20 protein-coding genes are annotated in these 24,013 nt (G+C 63.3%); 10 read left to right on the top strand and 10 right to left on the bottom strand.

The window, feature by feature from the left end; translation table 11 throughout:
• The first annotated feature begins 24 nt into the window (after positions 1–24).
• Together B0G80_RS03365 and B0G80_RS03360 are read left to right on the top strand one after the other, a co-directional pair.
• On the top strand, positions 25–708 hold the full coding sequence (locus B0G80_RS03365) for an FMN-dependent NADH-azoreductase (protein ID WP_116116979.1): 684 nt from the start codon (positions 25–27) through the stop codon (positions 706–708).
• The gene (locus B0G80_RS03360) at positions 705–1,136 is read left to right on the top strand and encodes a cupin domain-containing protein (protein WP_116116978.1); all 432 of its coding nucleotides are present in this window, start codon (positions 705–707) and stop codon (positions 1,134–1,136) included. The genes B0G80_RS03365 and B0G80_RS03360 overlap by 4 nt, the downstream gene beginning before the upstream one ends.
• Positions 1,137–1,234: 98 nt before the next feature.
• On the opposite strand, the gene B0G80_RS03355 is transcribed toward B0G80_RS03360, so the two are convergent.
• On the bottom strand, positions 1,235–1,606 hold the full coding sequence (locus B0G80_RS03355) for a hypothetical protein (RefSeq protein WP_106281240.1): 372 nt from the start codon (positions 1,604–1,606) through the stop codon (positions 1,235–1,237).
• Positions 1,607–1,806: 200 nt separating this feature from the next.
• On the opposite strand from B0G80_RS03355, the gene B0G80_RS03350 reads away from it, so the two are divergent.
• Positions 1,807–3,678 (top strand): glycoside hydrolase family 15 protein, encoded by a 1,872-nt coding sequence (locus B0G80_RS03350; RefSeq protein WP_116116977.1) that lies wholly within the window; start codon positions 1,807–1,809, stop codon positions 3,676–3,678.
• Between the two features lie 108 nt (positions 3,679–3,786).
• A complete protein-coding gene (locus tag B0G80_RS03345; RefSeq protein WP_116116976.1) occupies positions 3,787–5,139 on the top strand; it encodes an MFS transporter in 1,353 nt (450 codons plus the stop codon).
• Between the two features lie 225 nt (positions 5,140–5,364).
• Here B0G80_RS03345 and B0G80_RS03340 read toward each other — a convergent pair whose 3' ends face one another.
• Positions 5,365–7,869, bottom strand: coding sequence for a penicillin-binding protein 1A (locus B0G80_RS03340; RefSeq protein ID WP_116116975.1), 2,505 nt, complete (start codon positions 7,867–7,869; stop codon positions 5,365–5,367).
• Between the two features lie 170 nt (positions 7,870–8,039).
• Between B0G80_RS03340 and fabV the strand changes: the two genes are divergently transcribed.
• Positions 8,040–9,236, top strand: a complete 1,197-nt coding sequence (gene fabV / locus B0G80_RS03335; RefSeq protein WP_116116974.1) for an enoyl-ACP reductase FabV — start codon at positions 8,040–8,042, stop codon at positions 9,234–9,236.
• Positions 9,237–9,332: 96 nt separating this feature from the next.
• Here the strand turns inward: fabV and B0G80_RS03330 are convergent, their stop codons facing one another.
• The 3 genes from B0G80_RS03330 to B0G80_RS03320 all read right to left on the bottom strand — a co-directional run bounded on the left by B0G80_RS03330 (position 9,333) and on the right by B0G80_RS03320 (position 11,460).
• Positions 9,333–9,680, bottom strand: a complete 348-nt coding sequence (locus B0G80_RS03330) for a hypothetical protein (protein ID WP_258878795.1) — start codon at positions 9,678–9,680, stop codon at positions 9,333–9,335.
• A gap of 134 nt (positions 9,681–9,814) precedes the next feature.
• Positions 9,815–10,438, bottom strand: a complete 624-nt coding sequence (locus B0G80_RS03325; RefSeq protein ID WP_116116973.1) for a glutathione S-transferase family protein — start codon at positions 10,436–10,438, stop codon at positions 9,815–9,817.
• Positions 10,439–10,512: 74 nt separating this feature from the next.
• Complete coding sequence (locus tag B0G80_RS03320; protein ID WP_116116972.1) at positions 10,513–11,460, bottom strand: AraC family transcriptional regulator; 948 nt, start codon at positions 11,458–11,460, stop codon at positions 10,513–10,515.
• A gap of 218 nt (positions 11,461–11,678) precedes the next feature.
• Here B0G80_RS03320 and B0G80_RS03315 point away from each other — a divergent pair, with 218 nt between their 5' ends.
• Positions 11,679–12,509, top strand: a complete 831-nt coding sequence (locus tag B0G80_RS03315; protein ID WP_116119495.1) for an oxidoreductase — start codon at positions 11,679–11,681, stop codon at positions 12,507–12,509.
• A 318-nt stretch (positions 12,510–12,827) separates the two neighbouring features.
• Here B0G80_RS03315 and B0G80_RS03310 read toward each other — a convergent pair whose 3' ends face one another.
• Both B0G80_RS03310 and tam read right to left on the bottom strand, forming a co-directional pair.
• Positions 12,828–13,193 (bottom strand): hypothetical protein, encoded by a 366-nt coding sequence (locus B0G80_RS03310; protein WP_116116971.1) that lies wholly within the window; start codon positions 13,191–13,193, stop codon positions 12,828–12,830.
• 185 nt (positions 13,194–13,378) lie between these two features.
• Entirely contained in the window at positions 13,379–14,155 is a 777-nt protein-coding gene (tam, locus tag B0G80_RS03305) for a trans-aconitate 2-methyltransferase (protein WP_116116970.1), read from the bottom strand.
• A 145-nt stretch (positions 14,156–14,300) separates the two neighbouring features.
• Between tam and B0G80_RS03300 the strand changes: the two genes are divergently transcribed.
• On the top strand, positions 14,301–15,197 hold the full coding sequence (locus tag B0G80_RS03300; RefSeq protein WP_116116969.1) for a LysR family transcriptional regulator: 897 nt from the start codon (positions 14,301–14,303) through the stop codon (positions 15,195–15,197).
• 2 nt (positions 15,198–15,199) lie between these two features.
• Here B0G80_RS03300 and B0G80_RS03295 read toward each other — a convergent pair whose 3' ends face one another.
• From B0G80_RS03295 to B0G80_RS03285, 3 genes are all read right to left on the bottom strand, one after another.
• The gene (locus B0G80_RS03295) at positions 15,200–16,414 is read right to left on the bottom strand and encodes a porin (RefSeq protein WP_116116968.1); all 1,215 of its coding nucleotides are present in this window, start codon (positions 16,412–16,414) and stop codon (positions 15,200–15,202) included.
• 77 nt (positions 16,415–16,491) lie between these two features.
• Positions 16,492–17,943, bottom strand: a complete 1,452-nt coding sequence (locus B0G80_RS03290) for an APC family permease (RefSeq protein ID WP_181919897.1) — start codon at positions 17,941–17,943, stop codon at positions 16,492–16,494.
• A 274-nt stretch (positions 17,944–18,217) separates the two neighbouring features.
• On the bottom strand, positions 18,218–19,222 hold the full coding sequence (locus B0G80_RS03285) for an AraC family transcriptional regulator (protein ID WP_116116966.1): 1,005 nt from the start codon (positions 19,220–19,222) through the stop codon (positions 18,218–18,220).
• Positions 19,223–19,419: 197 nt separating this feature from the next.
• On the opposite strand from B0G80_RS03285, the gene B0G80_RS03280 reads away from it, so the two are divergent.
• Genes B0G80_RS03280 through styD form a run of 3 tightly spaced genes read left to right on the top strand, consistent with a single transcriptional unit; the run spans position 19,420 to position 23,927 of the window.
• Complete coding sequence (locus B0G80_RS03280) at positions 19,420–21,405, top strand: primary-amine oxidase (protein WP_116116965.1); 1,986 nt, start codon at positions 19,420–19,422, stop codon at positions 21,403–21,405.
• Between the two features lie 7 nt (positions 21,406–21,412).
• On the top strand, positions 21,413–22,411 hold the full coding sequence (locus B0G80_RS03275) for a hypothetical protein (RefSeq protein ID WP_116116964.1): 999 nt from the start codon (positions 21,413–21,415) through the stop codon (positions 22,409–22,411).
• Positions 22,412–22,448: 37 nt separating this feature from the next.
• On the top strand, positions 22,449–23,927 hold the full coding sequence (gene styD / locus B0G80_RS03270; protein WP_116116963.1) for a phenylacetaldehyde dehydrogenase StyD: 1,479 nt from the start codon (positions 22,449–22,451) through the stop codon (positions 23,925–23,927).
• Positions 23,928–24,013: the final 86 nt, after the last annotated feature.

Raw genomic sequence — 24,013 nt, 5'->3', positions numbered from 1 at the left:
GTCACTCACGGAAGGACGGAAATCATGAAGATCATGCACGTCGACGCCAGCGCCAAGCGCGAGCGATCCAACTCCCGCTCATTGAGCCGCTATTTTCTGGAACGCCTGCGCGAAGAAGGCGCGCAGGTCGAAGTCGATTATCTGGATGTCACGATCGACACCCCGCCGCATGTCAACGAGGCTTTCGCCATCGCCACGTACACGGCCGCGCAGGATCGCACGCCTGCCATGAAGGCGACGCTGGCCGGTTCGGATGCGCTGTGCCAACGGCTGCTCGACGCCGATGCGTTCGTCTTCGCCATGCCCATGTACAACTGGTCGATGCCCTCCGCGTTCAAGGCGTTTATCGACAGCATCACGCGGACGGGCCTGACCTATGTGAATGCGGACGACGGCCGCGTGGTCGGCCAGCTTTCACGTCAGAAAGTGCTCTTCATCACGAGCCGCGGCGCGGATTTGCGCGCGGGTTCGCCTTATGAAGGCATGGATGCGCTCACGCCTTCGCTGAGAGCCGCGTTCGGCTTTCTCGGCGTCGCCGATCCGACCTTTGTCGATGCCCAGCCGCTGCAGTTTGCCCTTCCCGAGGCGCGCACGGAGGCGCTTCAGCGCGCACGCGCCGAACTGGACGCGGTGGCGTCGAACTGGGCGTCGTCGGCAGCGGATTCGAGCAATGAAATCGCTCACGCTTTGTCAGGAGTCACAGCATGAAGAATCGCACACTGAGCGCGGCGGCCGTGCTCGTCGGCCTCTCCATTTTCGGGGTTGCCCAACCCGCATTCGCCGCTGACGCGAGCGCGCCGCACGAGACGATCACGCCCGCGTTCACCGAGGCGATCGCCAACGTGCCGGGCAAGACGATGACGGCGCTCGTCGTCGACTATGCGCCCGGCGGCAAGTCGACGCCGCATCGGCACGGCCAGGCTTTCGTGGTCGGCTACGTGCTGTCGGGAGCGATCCGCAGCCGCGTGAACGACGGCGAAGAACGCGTCTACCACGCGGGTGAGCACTGGACCGAGAAGCCCGGCGTGCATCACACCGTGAGCGAAAACGCGAGCGATACCGAACCCGCCAGGCTGCTGGCGATTTTCGTGGCCGATACGAAAGACAAGAAGCTGGTTACGTTTGACAAGAAGTGAAACTGCATTGACGTGAACGCCTGACCGGCAAGCGGACGAGCGCTGGAGTTCTTACACCCGAGTTGCTTGCTTGCCGACTTCGCAGCCCCCCGCCGCGCCTAAAACTTCGGATGACATTCGAAACTCATCGACGACCCATGCTCCGTCAACCCTTGCACGCCGCTGACGGTTTCCGTCACCACGCTGGCCTGCATGCCGCGACGCTCGCAGTAATCGCGCGCCTCGCTCATCGCATGCTCATGCGCGCGGGCCCACGCGAGGCGTCCGCCTGTCGCGCTGGCCGCGACCGTATAAGTATTGGCTTTGCCGGTGGCGACCACGTCGCTGGAACTGGCGCAGCCCACGAGACTCGCGCACGCCGCCACGGCCGCAATGAAGGCACGGGCGCGCCCTGACAATGCGTTTCGCGCCGCGAGCGCCCCGGATGCCTCGCCCCGTTCCGGGATGCGGCCTGAGACAGTGTTGAACATGTATCACCTGCAGAATTTTTGCGGATTGACCAATCATGAAATTATCCGCAATCACGCGTAAGAGATCAGCCTCACCACCCGAAAACACTGTTGCGCGCGCCCGAACAATCCCCGCCCGGCCCGCGCAAACGGCGCGGCACAGACGTTGCTGACGGGTTTCGTATGAGCGCATCGCGGCTCGCTTCACGGAGTGTGCAGACATGTCCGATCAACGACCCGTTCCACCGAGACCCGCCCTGCCGACCGACGCGCGCGGCGTGATCGGCAATATGAAGACCACGGCGCTCGTCTCGCTGCGCGGCTCGATCGACTTCATGTGCTTTCCGCGCATCGACTCGCCGGCGATTTTTGCCGGCCTGCTCGAGCCGTCGCGCGGCGGCGCTTTCTCGATCGAACCCGCGTTCGAAGGCGCCAACGTCAAGCAGATGTATCTGCCCGACACCAATGTCCTGCTGACCCGTTTCATGACGCCCGAGGGCGTCTGCGAACTGATGGACTTCATGCCGGTGCCCGAGGACGGCGGCGGCGCCGCTGCTGACGCGCCGCTACCCAACTGCGTGATCCGCGTCGTGCGGGTCGTGCACGGGCGCATGGCGTTCAGGATGCGTTGCGAGCCGCGCTTCGACTATGCACGCGGCGCGCACACGGCTCACATCGATAAGAACGGCGGCGTCGAATTCCACGCCGCCACCGACGCCGGGATTGAAAGCGGCATGCAACTGCGCCTGAACTGCACCGTGCCGCTCGCGCTCGACCACGGCGCCGCGCACGCGGAGTTCGAGCTGAGTCATGGCGAAACGGCCGGCTTCGCTTTCGGCGACGCCGAAGGCTTGCGCGAAAAGTCGTTCGATTGCGAAACGGCGCTGACCGATACGGTCCGCTACTGGCGAAGCTGGTCGGCGCAATCCACCTATCGCGGCCGCTATCGTGAGGTCGTGATGCGCTCGGCGCTGACCTTGAAGCTGCTCAGTTCCAGCGAGCATGGTGCGATCGTCGCCGCACCGACCTTCGGGCTTCCCGAAGCGCTCGACGGTTCGCGCCGCTGGGACTACCGCTTCACATGGATTCGCGACGCCGCGTTCTCCGTGTACGCGCTGCTGCGTCTCGGCTATACCGGCGAAGCGCGCAATTTCATGACATGGATCGCCGGACGCAGCCGGCAATGCGACTCGGACGGCTCGCTGAACGTCATGTACACCGTCGACGGCAAGGAGCCGCCGGAAGAAACCGAAATCGCGGCGCTGTCGAACGGCGATGGCTCAGCGGGCGTGCCGCTCGTCGGCAACGCCGCGCGCGATCAGATCCAGCTCGACGTATACGGCGCGCTGCTCGACGCGATCTATCTGTACAACAAGTACGGCGCCGCGATCTCGCACGACGGCTGGCGCGACGTCACGCGCACGGTCGACTATGTGGTCGAACACTGGCGCGAACCGGACCACGGCATCTGGGAGTTTCGCAACGGCCTGCGGCCCCTGCTCCATTCGCGGCTGATGTGCTGGGTCACGGTGGACCGCGCGCTGCGGCTGGCGGAAAAGCGTTCCCTGCCTGCGCCGCTCAAACGCTGGTTCGACACCCGCGACGCGATCCACGCCGACATTCACGAGCACTTCTGGAACGACGAACTGAACGCGTTCGTGCAGACGCCGGATTCGCAACGGCTCGATGCGTCCGCGTTGATGATGCCGCTCGTGCGCTTCATCGGGCCGACTGATCCGCGCTGGCTCGGCACGCTCGACGCGATCGGCAGCGAACTGAAAGTGGACCCGCTGATCTTCCGCTATACACGCGGCACGACGCTCGACGGTCTGCCCGGCATCGAAGGCGGCTTCAGCGCCTGTTCGTTCTGGTATGCGGAAGCGCTGGCGCGCGCCGGACGCGTGGACGAAGGCCGCCTCGTGTTCGAAAAGATGCTCGCGTACGCGAATCACGTCGGCCTGTTTTCCGAGGAAGTGGCCACCAGCGGCGAGGCGCTCGGCAATTTTCCGCAGGCGCTCACGCATCTCGCGCTGATCAGCGCGGCGTACCAGCTCGACCGCAATCTCGACAAGGTTCACGTTCCGTGGACCTGAGCACGCCGCATTGCGCACTGTGCAAAAACCTTCCGGAATCGGTTTTCAGCGTCTAGTCTGTAACGACATCATTTAAACCAGCCGGATGCTAAACCGGAGGAGACATCGATGGATCTCGAAGCACGCACCATGAAACGCGTAACGGTTCGGCTCGTGCCGTTCCTGATCCTGTGTTATTTCATTGCCTATCTCGACCGCGTCAACGTCGGCTTTGCGGCACTGCAGATGAACAAGGCGCTCGGCCTGTCCGCGAGTGCTTTCGGTTTCGGCGCCGGGATTTTCTTCATCGCGTATTTTTTCTTCGAAGTCCCATCTAATCTGCTGCTGGAGAAATTCGGCGCGCGCCGCTGGATTGCGCGGATCATGTTCACGTGGGGCGTTCTCGCGGGTGCAATGGCGTATATCCCAGATATTGCGCGCTTTACAGGACTCTCCCCCGCGCACGTGTTTTACGGCCTGCGGATTCTGCTCGGCGTGGCGGAGGCGGGTTTCTTCCCGGGCATCATCTTCCTGCTCACGCTGTGGTTTCCCGCCGCGTATCGCGGTCGCGTAGTCGGCTATTTCATGGCGGCGATCCCGCTGTCCACGGTGATCGGCGGCCCGATTTCCGGCGCATTGCTGTCGATGGACGGCTTCGCCGGTCTGGCCGGCTGGCAGTGGGTCTATCTGATCGAGGCGGCGCCCGCGCTGGTGCTCGCGTTCGTCGTACTCTCCTACCTCACCGACAAGCCCGCCGACGCCACTTGGCTCGCCACCGACGAACGCGGCTGGCTGGTCGCGCGTCAGACGCAGGAGCGCGCGCATCGCGAAGCGGTGCATAAGTTCAGCGTCAAAGAGGCGCTCTTCAACCCGCGCGTCCTCGCGGTCGCCCTGATCTATTTCGGTGCGAATGCAACCAACTACGGGCTGAGCTTCTTCCTGCCGCAGATCGTCAAATCGTTCGGGCTCACCAATCTGCAGACGGGCTTCGTGACGTCGCTGCCGTATATCGTCGGCGTGATCAGCATGGTGTTCTGGGGACGGCACTCGGACCGCAAGCTCGAACGCAAACGGCACGTGGCGATTGCGCTGCTGGTGGCGGCGGGCGGCATCGCGGCGGCCGCCGGGCTCGACAATCCGGTGCAGAAGATGATCGCGCTGTCGATTGCCGGGTTCGGCATCTTCGGTTGCCTGCCGGTGATCTGGACCTTGCCGGCCTCGTTCCTGTCAGGGGCGGCAGCAGCGGGCGGCATCGCCGCGGTCAATTCGCTCGGCAATCTGGCGGGTTTCTTTGGACCGTATGCGATGGGCTGGATCAAGGACAGCACCGGCGGCTTCGGCGCCGGTTTGCTGTGCCTGTCGGGCGCGGGGCTGGTCGGCGTCGCGGCCGTGCTGTTGCTGCATCACGATGCTTCGCTCGAAGCGGCGGCGGGGTTTTCGGATCCGCAGGCGACGCGAGCGGCCGAGGCGGCCAGGTCGTAGCCGCGCTGGCCGCCGCGGCCGAAGCGAGTCGCGTCAGGTCGCCGCGCCGCTGAAAAGTAATGCGTGGCTCAGACGCATTTGTGGAAAGCGCCGCGCGAGCTGAGCCGTGCTTTGGAACGAACCACATGAGCGCGGCAGCTCCTGCGGAAAACGCCGCGAATTCAGCCGCACCGGCGAAAAGCGCCGACCCGGCTCAGCCACGCAGCGCGGACTACACCGCATCGCTCACGGCGACCCGCGCCCGCCCGCCGACGTCTCCGGCAACGCGTTTGCCGGGCTGCCGGCGTCCGGCGGCACCACGTCGTCGGGCGTGGGCGTCGGCGCGAGTGCCGGTTCACCGCCACCGCGCGCTTCACCGTCGACCGCCCCGCTCGCCGCCACCGGCGCTGAAGCTGGTGACGGCAGCAGCGGCGGCTGCGGCAATCCCCGCGGCTCGGCCAAAGCCGCCGACGCCGACGGCGCAACTGCCGGTTGTTCCGGCACGGCAGTCGGCGGCCGGCGCGTCGTCCCGCGCTGCACCACCCGCGTCTCCGGCTTGCCCGGCGACCCCGCGAACAGAGTCTGGAACCACTCCCGCAACCTGCCCGAGCGTTCGGCGAACCAACCCGGCTGCTGGTCGGTGGCGAATTTGACGCGGCTATCGACCAGCCTCGAACGCTGCGCGCGCTGGAAGAAATCGCCGACGATCGGCAGCGCGCTGTGCGCGCCCTGACCCCAGTAGTCGCTGCGCAGGGTCACGCGGCTGTCGTTGAAACCGACCCACGCCCCCGCCACGAGCTGCGGATGAATCAGGATGAACCAGCCGTCCGCATTGCCCTGCGTGGTGCCCGTCTTGCCCGCGACGTCGCCGCGCACGCCGAAGCGGTTGCGAATGCTCGAACCCGTGCCACGGTTCACCACGTCGCGCATGACGTCGATCAGCACACGGTCGGTGTCGGCGGGCAGTTCCTGTTTCGGCGACACCGGCGCGAACTCGGCCAGCACCTCGCCTTTGCGGTTCTCGATGCGTGTGACCATAACCGGCTCCACGTAGGCACCGAGGTTGGCGATCGTGCCGTAGGCCGACACCATTTCCTTCAGCGTGACAGGGCTCGTGCCGAGCGCGAGCGACGGCACCGGATCCAGTTCGCTGTCGCGCACGCCCATCGCGCGGGCTAATCCGGCAACCTTGTCCGGCCCGACCGTCTCCATCAGTTGCGCGGTAATGCGGTTGCGCGAGTATGCAAGGCCGTCGCGCAGGCTGATCTTGCGCTCGCTCGGCTCGTCCTCGTCGCTCGGACGCCAGATTTCGCCGCCTGCCAGCGGAATTTCCACGGGCTTATCGATGAAAGTGTCGGCGGGTTTCGCGCCCGACTCGAAAGCCGCCGCGTAGACGAACGGCTTGAAGGTCGAGCCCGGCTGGCGGCGCGCCTGTTGAACATGGTCGAACGGGTCCTGGCTGAAGTCGCGGCTGCCCACCCACGCGCGGATCTGGCCGTTGCGCGGGTCCATGGCGAGAAAATCCGCCTGCACCCGCGTTTTGGACTCGCACACCGACTTCATGAGATTGCGGTCGGACGAGACGCGCTTGAGCGCGTCGTCATCGGTCAGGCCGGCGTCTTTGGCGGCGCGGTAGTCGGGCGTTTCGCGCAGGAAGGTCTGCAGCAGATCGCGGCCGTTCGAACAGCCCGCGCGGCTGCCCCACGCCGCATTGGCGATGCCCTGCAACTGGTTGCCCTGCAAGGTCACGGCCTGAGTCGCCATGGTCTGCAGACGCGAATCGATGGTGGTGCGCACCACCAGCCCGTCGGCATACATGTTGTAGTCGTTCCGGTCCGCCCACGACGCGAGCCACTTGCGCAGTTGCTGCGCGAAATGCGGCGCGGGGCCGGGCGGCTCGGTCTGGCGCTCGAAATCGATGCGCAGCGACCGGCGGCTCAACGTCGCGTAGGCGGCCGGTGTCAGTTTTCCGTACTTGACCATCTGGCCGAGCACCGTATCGCGCCGCTGCAGCGCGCGCTCGGGGTTCAGCACCGGGTTGTAGTAGCTGTTGCCCTTGAGCATGCCGGTGAGCGTCGCGCTTTCCAGCACGTTCAGGTCGGAAGCTGATTTGTCGAAATAGGTGCGCGCCGCCATCTCGATGCCATAGGCGTTGTAGAGGAACGGCACCGTGTTCAGGTAGGTCTCGAGAATCTCGTTCTTGCTGTAGAGCGCCTCGATCTTGAAGGCCGTGATCGCTTCCTTCAGCTTGCGCGTGAGCGTCGGCGCGCGGCCGATTTCGTCGGGATAGAGATTGCGGGCGAGTTGTTGCGTGATGGTCGAGCCGCCCTGCCGGTCGCCGGAAAACGTATGCAGCGCGGCCGAGGCCGTGCGCCGCCAGTCGAGACCCCAATGCTCGTAGAAGCGGTGATCTTCGGTGGCGATCAGCGCATTCACCACGTTCGGCGAGATGTCCTTGAGCTTGACCCACTCGCGGTTGGACGGCTTGAATTCGGCCAGCAGCTTGCCGTCCGCCGAGAGAATCTGCGCCGGCTGCTCGATCTTGGCCTTGCGGATGTCGCCGATCCCCGGTGTGAACGGAATCAGGATCAGCACGTACAGCACCAGCAACAGTGGAAGCGCCGCGCAAGCCTTCAGCACGCCACGGCGCGTCGGGTGGCGCAGGTGCCACAGAGCCTGGGCGACGAGCGGGTTGGCGAGGGTCAGCCCTTTATCGAGGGCCGCCAGAAATGAGGGGATGAGGCGCTTCACACTAGCCAATCGTCGGACGGGAAAGGCGCAATCCTACCAAGTCGCGCGGCGGCGGCCGATTTTTTGCCCACGGCGCGCGGCCGGAGCGCAGCCAGAAGCCAAAGCGCCGCGGCGCGCCCGCAACCATCGCGGCCCACTATAATGTCGCCAATTCCGACAAGAGGTGCTTCATGATCATCAAACCGCGCGTGCGTGGCTTCATCTGTGTTTCCACCCATCCGACCGGCTGCGAAGCCAACGTCCGCGAACAGATCGACTACGTCAAGGCACGCGGCCCCATCGCCAACGGCCCGAAGAAAGTGCTGGTGATCGGCGCATCCACGGGCTACGGCCTCGCCGCCCGCATCAGCGCGGCGTTCGGCTCGGACGCCGCCACGCTCGGCGTGTTCTTCGAGCGCGCCGGCAGCGAAACCAAGGCTGGCACGGCCGGCTGGTACAACACCGCCGCCTTCGAGAAATTCGCCACGGAAACGGGCCTGTACGCGACCAGCATCAACGGCGACGCCTTCTCCGACGAAGTCAAAGCGCGCACCATTGAAGTCATCAAGCGCGATCTGGGTCAGGTCGATCTGGTCGTCTACAGCCTTGCCGCGCCCAAGCGCACGCATCCGAAGAGCGGCGAAGTGTTCAGTTCGACGCTCAAGCCGGTCGGCAAGGCGGTGAATCTGCGCGGCATCGACACGGACAAGGAAGTCATCAAGGAAACCGTGCTCGAACCCGCCACCCAGAAGGAAATCGACGACACCGTCGCGGTGATGGGCGGCGAAGACTGGCAGATGTGGATCGACGCCCTGCTCGAAGCCGGCGTGCTCGCGGACGGCGCGAAGACCACCGCGTTCACCTACCTCGGCGAGAAGATCACACACGACATTTACTGGAACGGCTCGATCGGCGCGGCCAAGAAGGACCTCGACCAGAAAGTGCTGGGCATTCGCGAAAAGCTGGCGCCCAAGGGCGGCGATGCGCGCGTCTCGGTGCTGAAGGCGGTCGTCACGCAAGCGAGTTCCGCGATCCCGATGATGCCCCTGTATCTGTCGCTGCTCTTCAAGGTCATGAAGGAGAAAGGCACGCACGAAGGCTGCATCGAGCAGGTCTACGGCCTGTACAAGGACAGCCTGTACGGCGCGGCGCCGCACATCGACGAAGAAGGCCGTCTGCGCGCGGACTACAAGGAGCTCGACCCCGAGGTGCAGAACCGCGTGCAGGAACTGTGGACCCAGGTGACCAACGACAATATCTACGAACTCACCGACTTCAGCGGCTACAAGACGGATTTCCTGCGTCTGTTCGGCTTCGAGATCGCGGGCGTGGATTACGAAGCGGACGTCAATCCGGACGTGCAGATTCCGAAGCTCGTGCAGGTTTGACGAAACGCGGGGCCTTGAGTGGCCCCGCTTCGGGCTTGCACCGGTTATCCCGCGTTGCTGCCACTCACCGGCAAGCGGTGCTCCTCAGAATGTGCCTCAGCAGGGAAACGCCGCCTGAAGCGAACGGAGAATCGCGAGGCCGACCGGAAAATCGTCCGACAGGCCGGGGTGGTTGGCGAAGAACGTGTCGAGCAACGGATAGACGTTCTGGTTACCGATGGCGAGATTTTGCGGCGGACAGAAGAGCGGCGGCTTCTTCTTCGATACCAGTTCGCCGTTGGCCCAGCCGAACGCGTTGATCGTGCCGGTAATGTACGCGGCGTAGATCGAGTTGTTATCCGCATGCGCCCATTGTTTGTACTGCGCGGCCGTCATCTCGGCGCTCGCATTCAGAGTGAAACACGCGGCCAGCAACGCCAGCGCAACTTTCGATACCCGCATCATGGAACCTTCAATCGGTGTCGCAAAAGTGGCCATTGTAGGCGAGTCGGGGCGCGCCGCGCAGCAGCGCATGCATGCTCGGGAATCCGTAAGCATTGCGCACGGATTGTTGTAAGGCGCGGGAGTTTGCGCAGGCGTTACGGCGTACCGTTGCGACAATACATCCGGTAGCCTTCACGCGTGGCGAGACGCGTCATATAGGCGTCAACCGCCGGCAAATCGCTGTGCTGCAGCGGTGTTTCCAGCCAACGGTTGATGGACAGCGCGAGCGGAATGTCCGCGAGCGAAAACGCGTCCCCGGCGATGAACGCGCCGGTTTTCCGCAACTGTCCTTCGATCATGGCCATGTGCCTCGCCCAATTCGCGCAAGACAGCTCGATCTGCCGCGGATCCTGGTGAGCCGGAGAATGCCGGACCAGCGCCAGAAAGGCGTAGCTCCAGGAACGGTTCAATTCGCTCGCCTGCCAGTCGATCCATTGATCGCAGCGGGCGCGCTCGCATGGATCGAGCGGATATAACCACTCGCCTCGATAGCGGCCGGTCAGATAGCGGATGATGGAGTTCGACTCCCACAGCACGAACTCGCCGTCTTTGATGACGGGCACCATCGCATTGGGGTTCAGCGCGAGAAATTCCGGTACATTGGTCGCGCGAAATCCGGAGCCCCAGTCTTGCTGTTCGAATGGAAGCGCGAGTTCGGCGCAGGTCCACAAGACTTTGCGGACGTTGATGGATGAGGTCTTGCCGAGTATCTGTAGCATGGGTTCAAAGCGTATCGACGGCTCGATGGAACGGACAGACACAGTTTGCGCCACGCGCGCCGGGCCAGCTCCGCTCAGTGCGAGGCGACGAATACGGTACCCGGCGCGGGAGGCGGCACGGCGAAGGATTTGCGCATCCGTTCAGCCTCTTCGACCGGACTGCGGCCGAACAGGCGCTTGAATTCGCGGCTGAATTGCGAGGCGCTTTCATAGCCCACCTGCACGCACGCGTGCGCCGCCGTCACCTCGTTTCTCACCATCAGCAGGCGCGCCTGATGAAGCCGTGTCGACTTGAGATATTGCATCGGCGACGTGCGCGTCACCGCCTTGAAGTGCGAGTGGAAGCTGGGCACGCTCATGTTCGCTTCCAGCGCGAGCTGCCCGATGTCGAGCGGTTCGCGATAGCACGCGTGAATCTTGCGGATCACTCTGGCGATCCGCGCGAACTGGCCTTGCGCGGTCAGCGCGGCGCGCATCGATCCGCCCTGCTCGCCGGTCAGCACGTGAAAGTAGATTTCGCGCACCAGCGCTGGTCCGAGTAGTTCCGCCTCCAGCGGCACGCTCATCGCCTCGAGAAAGCGCAATACCGAAGCGCTCAGTTTCGCGTCGAGCGGCGTCGACATCATGCCGCGCGGTTCGGCCGGCACGCCCGCGTCCCGCTCGTCCAGCTGCAGCATCAGGTCCGCGGCGACTTTGAAGTCGAGGCGGAAATAGATGGCGAGCAAGGGCTTGGCCTCGCTCGCTTCGGTTTCCATCGAGAACGGCACCGGCACAGAGACGGCCAGATAGTGCTGCGCGTCGTACACGTAGACCGTCTCGCCGAGAAAGCCCCGCTTGCGCCCCTGGCAGACGATCACGACGCCCGGGTCGTACAGCACCGGGGTGCGGCTCAGCGGCCGGTTCGACCGCAGAAAGCGCACGTCGGGCAGCACGGTGAGGTTGTAGCCTTCCAGCGGCGCGAGATTTTCGAGCAAGGCCACCATGCGCTGGCTCGCGCCCGGATCCTGATGTTTGTGCTTCATTGCGGGCTCTGTCGATATCGCTAAGTAGTTTGCACTCTGCCACCGCGGCGTCGAAAAATCCATCCGTTCATAGGATTAGGCAATCAACGCAGACGACCCGGCATTCGCGCCGGGCCCTGCCGCTCCTACCATTCAGTTCTGGGCCGTTTCCGTCGATGCCCCGCGTTTTCGCCCGAAAGCGCCATGTGATGACGGACAAAATCAAGGAGTGGATCACCATGAGCAAAACGTTTCTGATCACCGGCGTCAGTTCCGGCTTCGGGCGCGCCTTCGCGCAGGCGGCGCTCGACGCGGGCCATACCGTCGTCGGCACGGTGCGCAACGAGGCCGCGCGCGATGCGTTCACGGCGTTGGCGGCCGCACGGGCGCACGCGGTCGTGCTCGACGTCACGGATTTCGAGGCGATCACGCCCGCTATCGCCGCGATCACCCACAGCGTCGGCCCGATCGACGTCCTCGTCAACAACGCCGGCTACGGACACGAGGGCACGCTGGAAGAATCGCCGCTCGACGATCTGCGCCGTCAATTCGACGTCAACGTGTTCGGCGCGGTGGCGATGATCAAGGCCGTGCTGCCCGCCATGCGCGAGCGGCGCTCGGGGCACATCGTCAACATCACGTCGATGGGCGGCTTCATCACGATGCCCGGCATTGCGTACTACTGCGGCAGCAAGTTCGCGCTCGAAGGCATCACCGACACGCTCGCCAAAGAAGTGGCGGGCTTCGGCATCAAGGTCACGGCGGTCGCGCCCGGCTCGTTCCGCACCGATTGGGCCGGCCGCTCGATGGTCCGCGCGGGCCGGAGCATCGCCGACTATGACGCCCTGTTCGACCCGATCCGCGAAGCGCGCGAAGCAAAGAGCGGCAAGCAGGCGGGCGATCCGCGCAAGGCGGCGCAGGCGCTGCTGGAAATCGTCGCGGCAAAGAATCCGCCCGTGCATCTGCTGCTCGGCAACGATGCGCTCGATCTGGTGAAGACAAAGCTGGCGGCGCTGAAGGAGGAAATCGAAACGTGGGAGGCGTTGTCGCGCTCGACTGACTTCGCCTGAAGCAATAACTCAATTGAGCTTTGCGAATTGTGAGGCGAACGCGTGCCCCGAAACGGAACAACGTTCGTCCGCAAAAAAGCGCGCTGGGCGGGGCACTCGGCCGTCGGTCGTCAACGCCCAATGGCAGGACGGCCGGCATGCGGCGGCCGATCGAGCTCGAATCTGAATCATGCGGCGACGTGCTTGCGCGAGCAGCGCCGGTGAGCGCGCGACGGGGAATCCAAAGCAAACTCGCGGGGCTGGCGGCGATGCGATTGCGGGCGTTTTATCACGAGGTAATCAGCCGGTGGCGTGTGTGCGCGAGCGAACACTAGAACCTTAATCCGCCAACCTTTTATCCGACAAAGCATTCTGGCAATCGGCAATGACTTGCCGAACGAGCCGGGCCTGAGGATCGAGTTCATCCGTATCGAGAATCTCCTCGACCGCGTCTCTCGCCCAGTCCGCCTCGACAAACCGCGCGTGGCGCCGCGCGATCTCCACCGCGGTAGCGGTCAGCTTGGCGATCGTCAGCCAGTCGGCCTCCCGCGCCCGGCGGTCGAGCCACTTGTGCGCGGCTTGCACGTGGAACGCCGCGTCGGGCCAGTCCTCATTCAGGTAATAAGCGCCAAGACTGCCGCATGTGAGCCAGCACAACAGCTCCAGACGGTCCCGTGGACTCAGATGATGGCGTACATCACTCATGGCGACGCTCGCTGCGGTGGATTGCGTTCCGATGAGGACGGCGTGTCGCCGGCCTCCGCTTCGATAGAACAATATCACGCAGAATTCAAGCGCGGCAATTCCTGAGTACCCTGGCGCGGCGGCGCCACATCGGCACGGCAGCCGGCCCGCGGGCCGCACCACGCCTCGCTCGCGAGCCCGCGCCGCTAGCGCGTAGCGACGATGAACAGGCGCGGAAACGGCAGCAGCACCGTGCCGTCGGCGAGCGCCGGATAAGCCGCGGCAATCGCCTCGCGGTAACGCCCGAGGAAAGCGCCTTGCTCCGCGTCGTCGAGTTCGGCGAGAAACGGCCGCAGCGCGCTGCCCTTGAACCATTCGACCACGGCGTCCGCGCCACCCGCGAGCGGGTGGTGATAGACGGTGCGCCACACGTCGACGCGCGCGCACAGCGGTTCGAGCAAGGCGTAATACCATTCTGCGCCGTAGCGCATGGTGCGCTCGACACCTTTGAGCTTGTGCGCCCACGGACCATCGGCGGCAATCTCGCGCAGCAGGCGGTGCGCCGGTTCGTCGAGATTGTCCGGCATCTGCACGGCGAGGCTGCCGCCCGGCGCGAGCTTGCCGACTAGCGACGGAAACAGCCGCTCATGGTCGGGCACCCACTGCAACACCGCATTGGCGAGGATCAGGTCGTAGGGTCCGGGCGCGTCCCACGTGGCAATGTCGCTCACGTCGAAGCGGAATTGCGGCAGTCGCTGGCGGGCCGCCGCGATCATGTCGGGCGAACTGTCCATGCCGCTGACCGCCGCTCCCGGCACGCGCGCCGCGAGTGTCTCGGTCGAGTTGCCGGGCCCGCAGCCGATGTCCACCGCGGTCTTCACATTCGCCGTCGGCACAGCCGCCAGCAGATCCCTGACCGGACGCGTGCGCTCGTTTTCGAACATCACGTACTGCTTCGCGTGCCAATCCTTCTTCGACGTCATCTGGGACTCCTTGTGTTCAGGGTGGCCGGATCGGTGATCGACGATCTGAACCGCACGGCATTCCAACCGATCCAATCCGCCCATTCTCGGCGGCGTGAGGTGCGGAGTAAAATGAATTTATCACTCCGATTCCTCAATTTTACTGATGAAAATCGACACGCTCGGCGTTCAGGCGTTCGTCGCCATCGCGGATCGCGGCAGCTTCCAGAGTGCCGCCGATTCGCTGCACGTCACGCAAACGGCCATCACGCAGCGTCTGCGCAAGCTCGAAACCTATCTCGGCGTCACGCTGATCGAGCGGACCACGCGCTCCATGGCGCTCACCGAAATCGGGCGCGGTTTTCTGCCGCAAGCGCGCCGCTTGCTCGGCGAACTCGCCGATGCGCTAGTCGAAATCCGCGAGACGGGCGTGGCGCGCCGCGGCGATGTGTCGATAGCTTGTGTGCCGACGGTCGGCGTGCAGTATCTGCCGCGTATTCTGCAGGCGTATTCGGCGCGTTATCCGCATAACCGCATCAGGATTCTCGATCATGCGTCGTCCGCGGTAGAAGCGGCCGTGCTGCGCCGCGAAGTCGAATTCGGCATCAACATCGCCGGCGAGCATCATCCCGATCTGGCGAGCGTGCCGCTCACGAAGGACCGCTACGTTTTGATTTGCCACGAGGATCATCCATTGGCAAAGCGGCGCCGCATCGCCTGGCAGCAGTTGCAATCGTATCCGCTGATCTTTGCCGGCGAGGTGAGCGGCAACCGTGCGTTACTGGACGTCGCGCTGGCGCCGAGCCACCTGGCGCTGCGCTCGTTCTACGAAGTGCAGCGCAGTTCGACGGCTGTCGGGCTGGTCGCGCAGGGTGTGGGCGCGGCCGTGGTGCCGGCGCTTGCGTTGCAGAAGGGCGCGTATCCGACGGTGCGCGTTGTCGAACTCACGCAGCCGGCCGTGTCGCGCACACTCGTGCTCGTGGCGCGCAAGACCGCGCAGTTGTCACCTGCCGCGCAAGCGCTCTACGACATGATTCTCGAGCAGGCGACGTTCAAAGCGTGATGTCAAAAGTTATGCCGCAAGCCCAACACCACCGAAACCTGCCGATCCGTATCCGAATTCACCACGTTCGGAATCTGCGCCAGGTTCTCGCTCGCCCCGGTCACCGGATCAACCCCTAATCCGGCACCGGAAGATTTCTGCCCAATGGCCACGGCATAAACAGCAGTCCGTTTCGACAAGCTATACACCGCGCCGAGGTTGATCTGATGCACGCGGGTCGAGCCGCTGCCGCTAGGTTTGACGTCGTTGAAGATATAGGCGAGCCCAAGCTGCAAATCCGGCGCAAGCGCATAGGTAGTGTTCAATTCGGCGATATCGAACGAAACATCGGCGCCGGCCGGCCGCGCCGCGCTCGCAAAGTACTGGCTCTGCGACAGCCGCGTATGCGTATAAGTCACCGCCACGTTCGCCTTGCCGAACGAATACGAACCCCCTGCCCCGAAAATCCGCACCTTGCTCGCATCCTGCAACAGACAATACGACGCGTCCGCGTTCGCACAACTGAAGTCGCCGATATAGCCACTCGTGCCACCCAGCGCCGCCTGCAACGGCTGATTCAACTCCAGATACCCCGCGCTCAGCGACAGCGGCCCCTGCACGTAATTCGCCGCCAGCGCCCAGCCCTTGTTCTGCGAAAAATTCCCCGCTACGCCGCCGAGGCTGAACAATCCCCCCAGCGTGAATCCGCCGAAGCTCGGACTGATGTACTTGATCGAATTGTTGAAGTTGAACGCCTCGTTCAGGTTATCGACGTCGCCGAAATGCGAGCCGTACAGCGTCGCCCAGTTATTACTCGATGCATACGCACCCATATAATCCGAGAACGGATCGTATTGACGGCCGAAGGTCAGCGCGCCATACGTCGCGTTGTTCACACCGACCCACGCATTGCGATTGAACAGCGTATTCGATTGCAGCATCGCGCCGCTGCCGATCAGAAAACTGTTCTCCAACGCAAAGTTGACCGTCGTGCCTGCGCCGATATCTTCCGTGCCCATCAAGCCCCAACGCGACGGCACCAGATTGCCGCCGCCGAGTTGATAGTTCGCGTGTCCGTTGGTGCTGCCGTTGGCGAGCGTCGTCTGCTGGTTGCTCGTGTAGATGAGGCCGGCGTCGACCGTGCCGTAAAGCGTCACCGAAGATTGCGCGTACGCGCCCATCGAAAAGCCGAACGCGGCCAGCGCAAGCGCCGAGCGCTTGACGAAAGTGTCTGCCATGATTGTCTTGTCGAGAAGTGAGGTAGGTGGTTGTCGCGCCGGGTTGGCGCGCTTCGCGCGGTGCGCGCGGTTCGCTTTTACTGGCCGAAGCGTGCGTAGATATCCGGGCGCTTCTTGCGCAGAATGAGACCGATCAGCACGCCGACCAGCGCCACCGTGAACACGATCCACGGAAACGATTTGACGATCGGACTATCTGAGCCGCTGAGCGCGTCGAGATTGCGCACCAGAATCACACCGATATACAACAGGCCGAAGCCGCCCACCAGCGGCGCAACGAACGAGTGCCATATGCGCGTGTCCTTGCGCGTCTTGCGGAAGAACGCGATCACCGAAAAACTCGTCACCGCCTGCAACATCACAATGCCGATCGTGCCGAGCGCCGAACTCCAGCTGAACACGATATTGAACACATCGCTGCCTGCCGCGATAAAGAGTCCGAGCAGCACGCACACGGAGAGTGTCTGCAGATAGCTCGCCACATACGGCGAACGATATTTTTCATGCACACGGTTGAGGACTTGCGGCAGGATGCCTTCGAGACTCAGCGCGTGGATATAACGCACCAGCGTGTTATGAAACGACAACAGGCTCGCGAAAATACTGCTGAGCAGCAGGAAGCTCATCACCGTCGTCACTGCATTGCCCAGATATTTGCCGGACTGGATGAACCAGAAATCGCCAGGCTGTTTGGTCGCCACCGTGACCACGTCGGCGAGGCCGTACGCGCAAACAATCGTCCACGTGACGAACGCGAAGAACACGAGAATCAGCATCACAGACACATACGTGGCTCGCGGCACGGTCACCTTCGGATCGCGACATTCCTTGCCGTATATCGCGGTCGCTTCGAAGCCGATGAACGACGCGAAGGCGAACATCACCGCAATGCCGAGGTGGCCGCTGAACACATGCTGCGGCGTGAACGGTGCGAGCGTGAGCCCGTTCGGTCCGCCGCCATGCACGACGATCGCGATGGCGAGCACCAGCAGAATGCCCAGTTCGAGGCACATCAGCACGCCGAGCAGGCGGCTATTCAGATCGATACCGCGAATGCCGGTGAACTGCACCACGGCCACGCAGATCAGCGAATACCCGTACCAGGGCAACGCGGCAGGCAAGAGCGGCGAGAGGATCACCGTGCAGAAGAAACCAAACAGTCCGTACAGCGCGATCTGGATGAACGTGTACGACATCAGCGCGACGAGCGCGCCGGCCATACCCAACGGCCGCCCGAGTCCGGCGGTGATGTACGCGTAAAACGCGCCGGCGCGCACCACGTGCCGGCTCATCGACGCAAAGCCCACGCTGAAAATCAGCAGCACCGCGCCGGCAATCACGAACGCGCCCGGAATGCCCGCGCCGTTGCCCAGACTGATCGCGGGCGGCACCGCGCCGAGCATGCCGGTCAGCGGCGCGGCCGCCGAAATCACCAGGAACACGATCTGCCATAAGCCCAGCGTATTGCCTTTCAATTCCACGGGGTTCTCCGCGTCGACCGCTCGGGTCGGAGAATAGGGTTCACTCATCGCTGCCTCTGTTGTGTTGGCTAGTCTGGGACTCGCCTGAACCCTGCACTGCTGATCCAGACGCTCGCTTGACCGATCTCCGATGCTTCGGTGTGAGCGCATGGTAGGTAGCTAAAAAATAAAACGACTTCGCCAACCGCGCCAAATTTTCGATAATTTGCGCCAATGCGGGGAAGCCCGAATACGGCCGCTCTCAGTGGATATTTCGGCGGATATTTAGGAACCTGAACTATTCTCGCGCATTACTTTCAGGTTGAAAGAAAATGCGGCCACGTCACGCGTTATTTTTCTTCCAGCTACGCGTGGCGCGCCACAAGACCGTGGCATCCGCATAACCGACGGCGCGTGCGATCGCGGCATTGGTGAGTTCTTCCCGTTCGAGCAGGCCTTCGACGCTGCGTTGCCGTTCCTCTCGCACGATCTGTCGCACGGAAGTGCCCTCTTGCGCGAGGTGCCGCTGCAACGAGCGATGCGAGAGACCGAGATCCTTCGCAATATCGGCGACGATCAGCTTTTCGTGCGCGAGCCGCCGCGTCACCAGATCGCGAACCTGCTCGGCAATGCTGTGCGGCATCGCATCCCGTGCGATCAGATCGGTAGCGTGGCGCTCCATCATGCGCGCCATTTGCGTGTCGGCACTTTTGAGCGAAGCGTCGAGATCCTGCGGCCGCAGAATCAAACCATTGAAAGGCTGCTGAAAGCGCACCGGCACATGGAAAATGCGCGCATACGGTTTGAGATCGGCGGGCGCGGCATGTTCGAAATGCACTTCAACCGGATTCCACGCCGCGCCGCGCACGAGGCGCACCATATGGCACATGGTCGAGAGGCTGTATTCCGCGTCCTGGCGGCGCGGCCAGATTTGCGGACTGGCGATCTGGTAGGTCCAGATCGGCCATTCGTCGTCGCGCAGCAATTCGCAGGTTGTGGTGTTTTGCCACGACGCGAGCGCGAGCACGAACTTGCGCATGGCGGCATTCAAAGTGGGCGATGAGAGAAACACCAGACCTGCTGGCCCGAGTTCCGTCAATTGCAATTCACTGCCTAAACGCAGACCGAGCGCGGACTCGCCAAGGACCTCCGCGGCACGTTCGAACGCCGCGACATAGCGCGTGAGCGGCAGGATTTCGTACGGATTCGACAGAAGCTTGCGGCTCATGCCGAACTCCTCCAGCAGCGTGTCGCATTGCGCGCCCGAGGCATCGAGTGCGCGCACAACCGGTCCCATGACCGCGGCGCGGACCATCGGGAAACTGCCGTTGAGCGTGACTTTCTTCATGCTGAGCGTCTCCTCTCCAGTCTTCGCTGACGATTGCTCGCGTCAGTCTCCTGGCGCACTTTATCGTTCATTTGGCGCAATGCGCAAGCGCGAAAATATTATTGGGTTCCTACGATTTGCCATCGACTCAGCGTTCGCCGCGCCTTGTTCGCCTCGCGAGCACGCTGTCCGGTCCAGCAACTCCTTACGGGAATCTTATGAACACGAATGCCACGAAAGCCGCTCACGTCCCCGTTCATCCGCTCGATCCGCTGAGCGGCGCAGAAATGCAGCTCGCGTGCGATCTCGTGAAAGCCGCCGAGAAACTCGACTCGCACGCACGTTTTCCGATGGTCGAACTGCGCGAGCCGCCGAAAGCCGAAGTGGTGGCATTCAAGACCGGTGAATATTTTTCGCGCACGGCCTTCGTGCTCGCGATCGATCGGTCGAATGGCGCGACAATCGAATTCGAGGTGGACCTGAGAGAAAAGAAAATCGCCGCGCGCCGTGTAATGCCGTTCGGCGAGGCGCCATATGGCCAGCCGCCCATCATGATCGACGACTTCATGAACGCGGAACAGATCGTCAAAAGCGACGAAGCATGGCGCGTGGCCGTGATGAAGCGCGGCCTCAGCGAAAAGGATCTGGAACGCGTGCAGGTTGATCCGTTCTCGGCAGGATGCTTCGATCGCGAGAACGAAAACGGCCGGCGTCTTGTGCGTTGCGTGAGCTATTACCGCGAGACACTGACCGATAACGGCTACGCGCATCCAATTGAAGGCGTGATGGCCGTGGTCGATCTGCTGGAAAAGAAAGTGATCGAACTGGTGGACGACGGCCGCATCATTCCGATTCCGCGCGCCAAACACAACTACGACACGCCGAGTCTCGGCGAACCGCGCAGCACGCTCAAACCGCTCTCGATCAACCAGCCCGACGGCCCGAGCTTCACGATCGACGGCTGGCACGTGAACTGGCAGAACTGGAACTTCCGCGTCGGTTTCACGCCGCGCGAAGGGCTGGTGCTGCACCAACTGTCGTGGGACGACGGCAAGAACACGCGGCCGATCATCTACCGTGCGAGCGTCACGGAAATGTGCGTGCCCTACTCCGACCCGACCACCAACCACTACTGGAAAAGCGCGTTCGACGCGGGCGAATACGGTCTGGGCAAACTGGCGAACCAGCTCGAACTCGGTTGCGATTGCCTCGGCACGATCCGCTATTTCGACATTCCGTCCGCGGACGATTTCGGCAACGCGTTCGTGATGAAGAACGCCGTCTGCATGCACGAAGAGGACTACGGCACGCTGTGGAAGCACTATGAATTCCGCACCGGCGTATTCGAAATGCGCCGCTCGCGACGCCTCGTGATTTCCTTCTTCGCCACGGTCGGCAACTACGACTACGGCTTCTACTGGTATCTGTACCAGGACGGCACGATTCAGCTCGAATGCAAATTGACCGGCATTGTGCAAACGTCCGCCGTGGCCGATGGCGACACCTACCCGTGGGGCGGCATGATCACGGAGAACCTCGGTGGTCCCACGCATCAGCACTTCTTCAACGCCCGCATGCACATGATGGTGGACGGCGAGCGCAACACCGTGACCGAACACGAATTCGTGCCGCGTCCAATGGGCGAGAACAATCCGTACGGCAATGTATTCGATACAACCAGGCGCGTGTTGAAGACCGAAAGCGAGGCCGCCCGCAACGCGAACGGCAGCACCGGTCGCTACTGGAAGGTCAGCAACCCGAATGTGAAGAATGCCGTTGGCGCGAATCCGGGCTACAAACTGGTCGTGAACGACTCGCCGCTGATGCTGGCCGACGAACGTTCGAAGGTGCGTCAGCGCGGCGGTTTTGCCACGCGCCACGTGTGGGTCACGCCGTTCGATCCGGCTGAGCGCTATGCAAGCGGCGATTATCCGAATCAGCATTCGGGCGGCGACGGCCTGCCGCGTTATATCGAGGCGAACCGCAACATTGAGAATGAAGATGTCGTGCTGTGGCACAGCTTCGGCCACACGCATGTGTGCAAGCCCGAGGACTTCCCGGTGATGCCGGTGGAATACGCCGGCTTCATGCTCAAGCCGAACAACTTCTTCTCGGCCAATCCGACGATGGACTTGCCGGCCGAGCGTGATCTGAACAGCGTCGAAGACGGCAAGTCCACGGATCATGGCTGCTGCAAGCACTGATCCGGGCATGCTTCGCGCACGTCACGCCGCTCGCGCGAGCACGTTGTGCGCAAGTACGGCCTGCGTGTGCCTCGCGGGCGGCGGCGCTGCGCTGTTGATGCAGGCCGGCCTCGGCCGGCATGCCACCGAGCTATGGATGAGCGCGCTGATGCCGACAGCCATGATGAGCGTCCCACTGCTGATGTCGCGCTCATCGGGCCGAACCACGCTGCTGGCGAGCGCCGCGACGCTTATCGTGACGATCAGCGCAATGAATAGCGTGCCCGCATATTTGAATGATTCGGCGCACGGCATAGCGATTGCCGTGCTGATGATCGCGACGGGCGTCGTCATGTTGCTCAATCGGCTGCGCGCCAACACCGAAACGCGTCATGACGTGGAGCGCGGCACTCAACAAAATTCCGATTCGCTCAGGGGGGCGACTCCTTCAAGCGCGACGGCTCTTCTCGCCTTGCTCGCGGGGCTATCGAGTGGCAGCCTCGCCCGCTTCCAGCTTTTTGCCGTCTGCGGTGTCAGCGGCGCACAACCATTCTGGCGAATCTCGCTTTCGCTTGCGGCCGTCTGCGTGCTGGCGTTGATCGCCGACCGCTTGCGCGGCAATCGCCTGTTGGTGGCGTTGTACATCGCTCGCGCGATGCTAATCGGCACGCTAGCGGTGAACGACAATCCCGCGCTTGCGCAACTTGCGGCCGCAGCCTTTCTAATTCTCGACTGTGTGACGATTCCGGCGCTCGCCAACTTGCGCGGCATCACGACCAGCGCGACCGGCGCGACCAGCCTATTTAGCGCGAGTTGCCCCGGCGTCGCGCATCACATCGGCATGCTGCTGGGCGCTGCGTTGTCGACCACACCCTACTTTTTCGGCGAAGGATTCGTCGTGTTGTACGCATTGAGCGCGACGGCAAACGTAATCTGCGCCGCGTCGTTAGCAACGCGTTGGCGCGCCAAGTGGCACGTCCGCCCGCGCCTCAACCCATTCCGCCGCCAGACAAACCCTTCCGGCTAGCGCCACGGCCACTCACCCCCAACGGAGACGAACCACCATGACCGAACACAAGCTGGCGGCCACCTTGCCGCACACCATGTTCATCAACGGCGAACAAACCGGCAGCGCCGCGGGCCAAACCTTTCCGGTATTCAACCCGGCCACCGCGGAAGAAATCGCGCAGATTCCCGACGCGTCGGAAGCCGATATCGATCACGCCGTCAGAACCTCGAAGGCGGCTTTCGAATCCGACGCGTGGCGTAGAATGCCGCCGGCCGTCCGCGAGGGTCTGCTGCTGAAACTCGCCGACATCGTCGAGCGGCATAGCGACGAACTCGCGGCGCTGGAAACGCTGAATCAGGGCAAGCTGATCGGTTTCTCGAAGATGCTGGAAGTGGCGGGCAGCGTCCAATGGCTGCGTTATATGGCCGGCTGGGCGACCAAGATCGAAGGCAGCACGTTCGATCTGTCGATTCCGTTCCCGCCGGGCACACGCTACAACGCCTCCACCAGACGCGTGCCGGCGGGCGTGGTGGCCGCGATCGTCCCGTGGAATTTTCCGCTGCTGATGGCGGTATGGAAAATTGCCCCGGCGCTGGCCTGCGGCTGCACCGTCGTGCTGAAACCCGCTGAAGAAACTCCGCTGACAGCCATCCGTCTCGCGGAACTCGCGCACGAAGCGGGCTTCCCTGCGGGCGTGTTCAACGTGGTGACCGGCCGCGGCGAAACTGCCGGCGCGGCGCTCGTGCGGCATCCGCTGGTGAACAAGGTCACATTCACCGGATCGACCGAGGTCGGGCGCATCATCGGCCGTCAATGCGCGGACGATCTGAAGCGCGCATCGCTCGAACTGGGCGGCAAGAGCCCGGTGATCGTGCTCGACGACTGCGATCCGCGCAAGGCGATCGAAGGCGCGGCCGGCGCGATCTTCTTCAATCACGGCCAGGTTTGCACGGCGGGCTCGCGCCTGTATGTCGCGCGCTCCATTTACGATGAAGTCGTGCAAGGCATTGCCGCCGTCGCCGACGGCATCACGCTCGGCTCCGGTTTCGACGCGGCGACGCAAATGGGCCCGATGGTCTCCGCGCGGCATCGCGACAAAGTGGCCGGCATGATCGCGCAGGGCAAGGACGAAGGCGGCGAGATCCTGTCGCGTGATGCACGCGTGGAGCGCGAGGGCTACTTCGTGCGTCCGACCGTGATCGCCAATCGCGCCTGCAAGCTGCTTTCCGTCGTCAAGGAAGAGGTGTTCGGCCCGGTGCTGGTCGCCATGCCCTATGACAACCTAGACGAAGTGCTGGCTCAGGCGAACGCCTCCGAATACGGTCTCGGCGCGAGCGTCTGGACCAATCAGCTCGACAAAGCCCTGCGGCTCGTGGACGGCATCGAGGCCGGAACGGTGTGGGTCAACACGCACAACATGGTCGATCCGGCCATGCCGTTCGGCGGATTCAAGGCGTCGGGCATCGGCCGCGAACACGGCAAGTCGATCATCGATTCCTATACGGAAAGCAAGTCGGTCTGTATTGCTTATTGACGCTGCGACGCCTGCACGGCGCATCATGGGCGCCGCGCCGCGCAGGCAAACCAGTAAAATACCGGGAGATCGCGCCGCCGCGCCTT

This window comes from Paraburkholderia sp. BL6669N2 (genome assembly GCF_003387275.1).
Classification (GTDB): domain Bacteria; phylum Pseudomonadota; class Gammaproteobacteria; order Burkholderiales; family Burkholderiaceae; genus Paraburkholderia.
Note: the sequence above shows the minus strand (reverse complement) of the source record. Positions and strands in the feature narration are given on the sequence as shown.

What these genes read in the sequence shown, in the direction of transcription:
- B0G80_RS03310 (WP_116116971.1), bottom strand. Translation starts at nt 13,193, where the DNA reads ATGAGTGATGTACGCCATCATCTGAGTCCACGGGACCGTCTGGAGCTG.
- B0G80_RS03315 (WP_116119495.1), top strand. Translation starts at nt 11,679, where the DNA reads ATGAGCAAAACGTTTCTGATCACCGGCGTCAGTTCCGGCTTCGGGCGC.
- B0G80_RS03365 (WP_116116979.1), top strand. Translation starts at nt 25, where the DNA reads ATGAAGATCATGCACGTCGACGCCAGCGCCAAGCGCGAGCGATCCAAC.
- B0G80_RS03350 (WP_116116977.1), top strand. Translation starts at nt 1,807, where the DNA reads ATGTCCGATCAACGACCCGTTCCACCGAGACCCGCCCTGCCGACCGAC.
- B0G80_RS03320 (WP_116116972.1), bottom strand. Translation starts at nt 11,460, where the DNA reads ATGAAGCACAAACATCAGGATCCGGGCGCGAGCCAGCGCATGGTGGCC.
- B0G80_RS03360 (WP_116116978.1), top strand. Translation starts at nt 705, where the DNA reads ATGAAGAATCGCACACTGAGCGCGGCGGCCGTGCTCGTCGGCCTCTCC.
- B0G80_RS03290 (WP_181919897.1), bottom strand. Translation starts at nt 17,943, where the DNA reads ATGAGTGAACCCTATTCTCCGACCCGAGCGGTCGACGCGGAGAACCCC.
- B0G80_RS03325 (WP_116116973.1), bottom strand. Translation starts at nt 10,438, where the DNA reads ATGCTACAGATACTCGGCAAGACCTCATCCATCAACGTCCGCAAAGTC.
- B0G80_RS03330 (WP_258878795.1), bottom strand. Translation starts at nt 9,680, where the DNA reads ATGATGCGGGTATCGAAAGTTGCGCTGGCGTTGCTGGCCGCGTGTTTC.
- B0G80_RS03345 (WP_116116976.1), top strand. Translation starts at nt 3,787, where the DNA reads ATGGATCTCGAAGCACGCACCATGAAACGCGTAACGGTTCGGCTCGTG.
- B0G80_RS03295 (WP_116116968.1), bottom strand. Translation starts at nt 16,414, where the DNA reads ATGGCAGACACTTTCGTCAAGCGCTCGGCGCTTGCGCTGGCCGCGTTC.
- B0G80_RS03275 (WP_116116964.1), top strand. Translation starts at nt 21,413, where the DNA reads ATGCTTCGCGCACGTCACGCCGCTCGCGCGAGCACGTTGTGCGCAAGT.
- tam (WP_116116970.1), bottom strand. Translation starts at nt 14,155, where the DNA reads ATGACGTCGAAGAAGGATTGGCACGCGAAGCAGTACGTGATGTTCGAA.
- fabV (WP_116116974.1), top strand. Translation starts at nt 8,040, where the DNA reads ATGATCATCAAACCGCGCGTGCGTGGCTTCATCTGTGTTTCCACCCAT.
- B0G80_RS03280 (WP_116116965.1), top strand. Translation starts at nt 19,420, where the DNA reads ATGAACACGAATGCCACGAAAGCCGCTCACGTCCCCGTTCATCCGCTC.
- B0G80_RS03300 (WP_116116969.1), top strand. Translation starts at nt 14,301, where the DNA reads ATGAAAATCGACACGCTCGGCGTTCAGGCGTTCGTCGCCATCGCGGAT.
- B0G80_RS03285 (WP_116116966.1), bottom strand. Translation starts at nt 19,222, where the DNA reads ATGAAGAAAGTCACGCTCAACGGCAGTTTCCCGATGGTCCGCGCCGCG.
- styD (WP_116116963.1), top strand. Translation starts at nt 22,449, where the DNA reads ATGACCGAACACAAGCTGGCGGCCACCTTGCCGCACACCATGTTCATC.
- B0G80_RS03355 (WP_106281240.1), bottom strand. Translation starts at nt 1,606, where the DNA reads ATGTTCAACACTGTCTCAGGCCGCATCCCGGAACGGGGCGAGGCATCC.